This window comes from Salmonella sp. NW645 (genome assembly GCF_051703725.1).
Lineage (GTDB): Bacteria > Pseudomonadota > Gammaproteobacteria > Enterobacterales > Enterobacteriaceae > Salmonella > Salmonella enterica.
This window is the reverse complement of sequence record NZ_JAMMKR010000038.1, coordinates 1-290: the sequence shown is the minus strand read 5'-3', so window position 1 is coordinate 290 and position 290 is coordinate 1. Positions and strand designations below refer to the sequence as shown.

The following is a 290-nucleotide window of genomic DNA, read 5'->3' as shown; positions in this document are numbered from 1 at the left end:
GGGTCGTTAGCTCAGTTGGTAGAGCAGTTGACTTTTAATCAATTGGTCGCAGGTTCGAATCCTGCACGACCCACCAATCGTTCGGTGGAAACGAGAATAAAACGTGAAGGATAACGTTGCATCAGCAACGGCGCCGTAGGGCGAGGCAAAGCCGAGTCATCCTGCACAACCCACCACTAACTTCGGTTAGTCAGTAATATCCAGCGTAGTATCGGGTGATTAGCTCAGCTGGGAGAGCACCTCCCTTACAAGGAGGGGGTCGGCGGTTCGATCCCGTCATCACCCACCAC

Annotated in this window: 2 tRNA genes; both read left to right on the top strand. The window is 53.4% G+C overall.

From position 1 onward, the window contains the following. A tRNA-Lys gene (locus NA389_RS21970) sits at window positions 1-76 on the top strand. A 137-nt stretch (window positions 77-213) separates the two neighbouring features. After that, a tRNA-Val gene (locus tag NA389_RS21965) sits at window positions 214-289 on the top strand. The last annotated feature ends 1 nt before the right edge of the window (window position 290 follow it).